Raw genomic sequence first — 6,501 nt, forward strand, 5'->3', positions numbered from 1 at the left:
TTTTATAAGCAGATTATGTATATTTTTTCGCTTGCGTATTTATTTTTTTTGTTGTATATTAGTCCTAGTTAAAAAACATCTGAAGAAAGGATACCTATTATTATGAAAGAAAAAGTTGTTTTAGCGTACTCTGGTGGACTTGATACAACCGCTATCATCCCATGGTTAAAAGAAAATTATGATTATGAAGTAATCTGCTGCTGCGTTGACTGCGGACAGGGTGAAGAGCTGGACGGTCTTGACGAAAGAGCAAAATTATCCGGTGCAACCAAATTATATATTGAAGATATTACAGATGAATTCTGTGATGACTATATTGTTCCATGTGTTCAGGCAGATGCCGTATATGAGAACAAATATCTCTTGGGAACTTCTATGGCTCGTCCTGGTATTGCCAAGAAGTTAGTTGAAATTGCACGAAAAGAAAATGCTGTTGCTATCTGCCACGGTGCAACCGGTAAGGGAAATGACCAGATTCGTTTCGAGCTTTCTATCAAAGCACTTGCTCCTGATATTAAAATTATTGCTCCTTGGCGTGATGACAAATGGAAAATGGATTCCCGTGAATCCGAAATTGAATACTGCAAAGCACATGGCATTCATCTTCCATTCTCTACTGACCAGAGCTACAGCCGTGACCGTAACTTATGGCACATCAGCCACGAAGGTCTTGAGTTAGAGGATCCTGCAAATGAACCAAACTATGACCACCTTTTAGTTCTTGGTGTTTCTCCGGAAAAGGCTCCGGATGAGGGTGAATACGTAACCATGACCTTTGAAAAAGGTGTTCCTACTGCTGTTAATGGAAAGAAAATGAAAGTTTCCGATATCATCCGTGAATTAAACCGTTTAGGCGGCAAACATGGAATTGGTATCATCGATATCGTAGAAAACCGTGTTGTTGGTATGAAATCCCGTGGTGTATATGAAACTCCTGGCGGAACTATCCTGATGGAAGCACATCGTCAGTTAGAGGAACTCGTATTAGACCGTGCTACTATGGATGTAAAAAAAGATATGGGCAATCGTATGGCTCAGATTGTTTACGAAGGAAAATGGTTCACACCTTTACGTGAAGCAGTTCAGGCATTCGTTGAGTCTACCCAGGAATATGTAACCGGTGAAGTGAAATTCAAGCTCTACAAAGGAAACATCATCAAAGCCGGAACAACTTCTCCATACTCTCTCTACAGTGAGTCACTGGCAAGCTTTACAACCGGAGACCTTTATGATCACCATGATGCAGATGGATTCATCACGCTGTTTGGTCTTCCATTAAAAGTTCGTGCTATGAAAATGCAGGAATTAGAAAAAAATAACCAGAAATAGAATTTTCTAACGCAATATAGAATGTAAAAAAGGCATTACATTCGACAGCCGCCGATATGTAATGTCTTTTTTATTTATCCAGAATCTCTCTTAATACAGCAAGACCCTGTTCCATTTCATCTTCTGTCAGATTACCATATCCAAGCACCAGTGTCGGAACTTTCTTTTCCTTTGGCTTTTGAATCACATATTCACCCAGTCCATGAATTTCAATATGCTGCTCTCTCGCCTGCTCTACCACTTCTTCTTCCTTCCACTTCACATCCAGTTCTACCAATACATGCAGGCCGGCATTATCACCGTAAATGCGGCAGACCCAGTCTTCCTGCTTTAAAAGACGCATAAAAGTATCATGCTTATTCTTATAGTTATTACGCATACGGTTCAGATGCCGTTCAAAATGCCCTTCTTCCATAAAATGGCACAATACTTCCTGACTGTTCCGCGGCACCGTACAGGCATAGAAACCACAGAAACTGTGGTACCGCTCCATCAGGGAATGGGGCAATACCATAAAACTGATTCGAAGAGAAGGTGCAATACTTTTTGAAAAAGTTCCTATATAAATCACATGCTCTCCGGTATCATTTCCCCACAAAGCCGGAATCGGCTTTCCTTTATAACGGAACTCACTATCGTGGTCATCTTCTATGATATAACGTTCTTCTCCTTCAGACGCCCACTGTAAAAGTTCCAGCCTTCTTCGCAGCGGCATGACATTTCCCAACGGGAACTGATGGGATGGCATGACATAAACCATATCCGGATTTTCTTTCCGGATAGCCTCCATACAAATTCCATCTTCATCAATTTCTTCTGCCAGCACCCGATATCCCATATTACAGAAAGTATAATATGCCTGCAAATAGGTATAATTCTCCATTGCCACTTTCTTGTCCCGCCCCATAATCTGAGCTAGCAATAACAGAAGATACTCATTACCGGCACCAAGAAGAATCTGTTTTTCATCGCAGACTACCCCTCTCGCCTGATAGAGATAGCGGCTGATTGCCGTTCTAAGATTCAGTTCTCCCTTTGGATTTCCCGAAAGCAATAAATCCGGGTTATCCTCCGGCACTACACTCTTATGCATCCGATACCATATTCCATAGGGAAAATGCTTCCGGTCAATCTCATAAGGAGAAAAACTGATTTCATACTGCTTTTTCTGCCGCTCCATGAGTCTTCCCTCTTCTGGCTTTTCCTGTCCACGGCTCAGCTGATACAGCATGCTGATATCGCATACAAAATAGCCTGCACAGGGTTTTGGTTCAATATAACCCTCTGCTGTAAGCTGTTCATATGCCAGTTCCACGGTACTCCTGCTGATTTGCAGATTTCTGGCCATAAAACGAGTAGACGGTAATTTTTCCCCCGGGGAAATCTTACCGTCTGCTATATCCTTACGAATGTATTCGTAAATCTGCTCATAAAGTGCGCGTGGAGAATCCGGCTGTAAATCAATCCATAATTCCTTCATCCCGTTATCCACCTATCGATTTTTCTTAAGCTCTTTTAAAATAATTTCTTTTAATTCCAAGGATTTATCCTTAATCTTACGATTTGCACTTGCGGAACTCAAAACACGACTTAAGCATTTTGATGTTACATCATACTGCTTATAATGGAATGCCATATTTGCAAGAAGATAATCCATCGTACTCTGATCCATTCCACAAATCGGGAACATCTCTGTACTTACTGCCTTCATCATGCCATCATAGGCCTCTTTATAGAAAGATTCCTCTTCCTGTCTGCAGGCTGCTGCCTCTTCTTTTTTACCGGCAGTCTCTAATTCCTCTGCTTTGGTGCGAAGCAACCATGCAAGAATCAGACAGTTATATGCTTTTTCACTGGTTCTCGCTTTCTTTACCATCGAATTAAACAGGGATAACTTATGCATTTCAATTGCCTTATCATAATCCCATGTTGCATCGTCAGATGGTGCCTGCGGATGAAAATTCCGGCTAATCTGTTCCTTAATCAATTTAATCTGACCCATGGTAATATGTTCAAAATAACGATTCAGAGAAGTATATCCGCAATTCGGGCAGGATGCCACATCATATTTCAAAGAATCCACATACTGCTGTCTCGGTCTCAAATCTGCATCCGGCTCCAATCGCTTCACCTTACCGGCTTTTACCATTTTCGTCTTAAATTCTTTATCACATACCGGGCAGCGCACGGTCTTATCTAAAAGGAAATCCTCTTCCTTTGGCTGTACTACGGCTGTTTCTACTTTTTCTTTTGTTTTCTTTTCTGCTACTTTCTCATCGGCATAAAGGTCTGTACTGTCAGTTGCCTTTATTCCGAATTTTTCCAATCCAGAAAATAAATTCATATCTATTCCTCCGCTCTACTGCTGAGCTGGCAGTTTATAAGAACTCTTTAGTGAAACGATGCGGTTAAATACCAGTGCATCTTCTTTTGAATCTTTCGCGTCTACGCAGAAATATCCCTGTCGTACAAACTGGAAGCTGTCATATCCTTTTGCATCTGCAAGACCTGGCTCTACATAGCACTCTTTTAATACGGTAAGAGAATTCGGATTTAAGTTCAGGCTTCCGTCTTCGTTATATACGCCCAACTCTTCGTCCACAATATTTTCGTATAATCTTACCTCTGCTTTCACTGCGGTTGGTGCTGCTACCCAGTGAATGGTTCCTTTTACCTTTCTTCCATCCGGGCTGTTTCCGCCTCTGGATTCCGGGTCATAGGTACAGTGAATCTCTGTCACTTTTCCGTTCTCGTCTTTTACAAAGCTGTTGCATTTCACAAAATATGCATGCATCAGACGCACTTCGTTACCCGGGAACATACGGAAATATTTTCTCGGCGGTTCTTCCATAAAATCTTCTCTGTCAATGTAAAGTTCTCTTGCAAACGGAACCTTACGGCTGCCTAGAGCTTCATTTTCCATATTATTGACCACATCAAAGTATTCTATCTGGTCTTCCGGATAATTGTCAATAATAACCTTAATTGGATCTAATACTGCCATCACGCGGGAACGTTTTAATTTTAAATCCTCACGGATACAATATTCTAACATTGCATAATCTACCGAACTGTTTGCCTTGGAAACGCCGCACAACTCTACGAACATTTTAATAGACTCCGGTGTAAAACCTCTTCTTCTCAAAGCAGCAATGGATACCAGACGCGGGTCATCCCATCCATCTACAATATGTTCCTCTACCAGCTTCTTAATGTAACGCTTACCGGTTACCACATTGGTAAGATATAATTTTGCAAACTCAATCTGCTTTGGTGGATTCTCATACTCTAACTCACGGACAACCCAGTCATATAAAGGTCTGTGGTCTTCGAATTCCAGCGTACAGATAGAATGTGTAATTCCTTCAATGGCATCCTCGATTGGATGTGCAAAATCATACATCGGATAAATGCACCATTTATCCCCTGTATTCTGATGAGTCATATGTGCCACACGGTAAATAACCGGGTCACGCATATTCATATTTGGAGAAGCCATATCAATTCTGGCACGCAATACCTTTTCACCGTCTGCATACCTGCCATCTTTCATTGCTTCAAACAGTTCTAAGTTCTCTTCTACACTTCTACCGGCTGACGGATCTTCTTTTCCCGGCTCCTTTAAGGTTCCGCGGTACTCGCGCATCTCTTCTGCGCTTAAGTCAGAAACATATGCTTTCCCTTTCTTAATCAGTTTTACAGCTGCTTCATACATCTGATCAAAATAATTGGATGCAAAAAACAATCTGTCGCCCCAATCCGCACCCAGCCATTTAATATCCTCTTTGATTGACTCTACGAATTCGCTTCGCTCTTTGGTCGGATTGGTATCGTCAAAACGCATATTAAATAAGCCGTTATATTCCTGTGCAAGTCCATAATTTAAAAGAATAGATTTGGCATGTCCGATATGCAAATAGCCATTTGGCTCCGGTGGAAATCTGGTATGCACCGTTTTGCAATGTCCTTCTGCTAAATCTTTGTCGATAATCTGCTCAATAAAATTCTTGGAGACAGCTTCGTTTTCCATTTTGTCTTCCTCCTGGGTTCGTTTCTTCGCTAATATATCTATTATAAAGTCAAACGTCTGCTAAATCAATAACGATTTTTGGAGTTCCGTCAAAATGTTCCGTCAAAATGTTGTCCGGTCGCATTTTCCTTTTCTAGCTGTGCTTAATATGCTGATGGGTAAACAGATGATCCTGACAATATTCGTAATTGCCATCGCACTTGGAGCAGAAACGGAATTCCAGGTTTGGATCATCCAGCTCGGTTCTTCCGCAGACTGCACATTTATGCTTTGTCACCATGCTGCCTCTCCTCGGTTCCTGCATCTGAGCCTTAAATACCTGCTTCCGGTGAATTTCCTTCGGGGATACCCTTCTGTAATTTCTGGTAGACAGGAAGAAAATCAGGAAGTTTAAAATAGACATAATGATAGCAATTCTTCCGCCCCAGCTGGTTAAAATCAGATTAATCGCAATCAGTACTGCATATACCACTGCCATCCACTTCATTTTTACCGGAATAATAAAGAACAGTAAAATCTGCATTTCCGGATACATGACCGCAAAGGCAAGGAATATGGTCAGATTGATATAATTCGTAGTGAAAGTAAGGCTTGAAATCAATGAAATTGTTTCTAAGCTTCCTGTTCCGGCTGCTGCATATATTCCATATAAAATAAACGCTCCGATTACGGTAAATAACATTCCGCCGAAAATATAAACATTAAAACGGAATGTGCCCCAGCTCCGTTCCAGTGCAGAACCAAGCTGATAATAAAGAAGCGCCATAATCAGCAGTGAGAATACTCTGGTGTCTGTCGGCATCAGAATCCAGGTAATCAGTCTCCACACCTGTCCATGCAGAATGTGATAAGGGCTTAAGGTCAGCATCAACATAAAGTTCGGATTTACCGTATAAATCACAAATCCGATGCAATATGCTGCAATCAGATAAATCATCAGATTCGGGATGGCGTATTTTCCAATTTTGCGCTCCATTTTATTCAAAAAATTCATATTACACCTCATATTTCATAAATTAGTTTATTGCAATCTGTCTACTATTATAAAAGTATCCCCAAAGATTTGTCAACGACACTAGGACTTCTTCATAAAAATTTCAGATTCACCACTATTTCTAAACAATCCATAAATTCTTTTTATT

5 protein-coding genes are annotated in these 6,501 nt (G+C 40.9%); 1 reads left to right on the forward strand and 4 read right to left on the reverse strand.

Going from position 1 to position 6,501, the window contains the following annotated elements:
- The first annotated feature begins 102 nt into the window (after positions 1-102).
- Positions 103-1,329 carry an argininosuccinate synthase gene (locus DW059_RS14535; protein ID WP_022243105.1) on the forward strand — a complete coding sequence of 409 codons (1,227 nt, stop codon included), beginning with the start codon at positions 103-105 and terminating at the stop codon, positions 1,327-1,329.
- A 70-nt stretch (positions 1,330-1,399) separates the two neighbouring features.
- Here DW059_RS14535 and pdxR read toward each other — a convergent pair whose 3' ends face one another.
- The 4 genes from pdxR to DW059_RS14555 all read right to left on the reverse strand — a co-directional run bounded on the left by pdxR (position 1,400) and on the right by DW059_RS14555 (position 6,353).
- Positions 1,400-2,809 carry a MocR-like pyridoxine biosynthesis transcription factor PdxR gene (gene pdxR, locus DW059_RS14540; RefSeq protein ID WP_117699269.1) on the reverse strand — a complete coding sequence of 470 codons (1,410 nt, stop codon included), beginning with the start codon at positions 2,807-2,809 and terminating at the stop codon, positions 1,400-1,402.
- Positions 2,810-2,821: 12 nt separating this feature from the next.
- Positions 2,822-3,673 carry a DUF2225 domain-containing protein gene (locus tag DW059_RS14545; RefSeq protein WP_117699270.1) on the reverse strand — a complete coding sequence of 284 codons (852 nt, stop codon included), beginning with the start codon at positions 3,671-3,673 and terminating at the stop codon, positions 2,822-2,824.
- Positions 3,674-3,688: 15 nt separating this feature from the next.
- On the reverse strand, positions 3,689-5,359 hold the full coding sequence (locus tag DW059_RS14550) for a glutamine--tRNA ligase/YqeY domain fusion protein (protein ID WP_022243108.1): 1,671 nt from the start codon (positions 5,357-5,359) through the stop codon (positions 3,689-3,691).
- 133 nt (positions 5,360-5,492) lie between these two features.
- Positions 5,493-6,353, reverse strand: a complete 861-nt coding sequence (locus DW059_RS14555) for a hypothetical protein (RefSeq protein ID WP_117699271.1) — start codon at positions 6,351-6,353, stop codon at positions 5,493-5,495.
- Between the last annotated feature and the right edge of the window lie 148 nt (positions 6,354-6,501).

The organism is Roseburia sp. AF42-8 (assembly GCF_003435965.1).
GTDB classification, from domain to species: domain Bacteria; phylum Bacillota; class Clostridia; order Lachnospirales; family Lachnospiraceae; genus Roseburia_C; species Roseburia_C amylophila.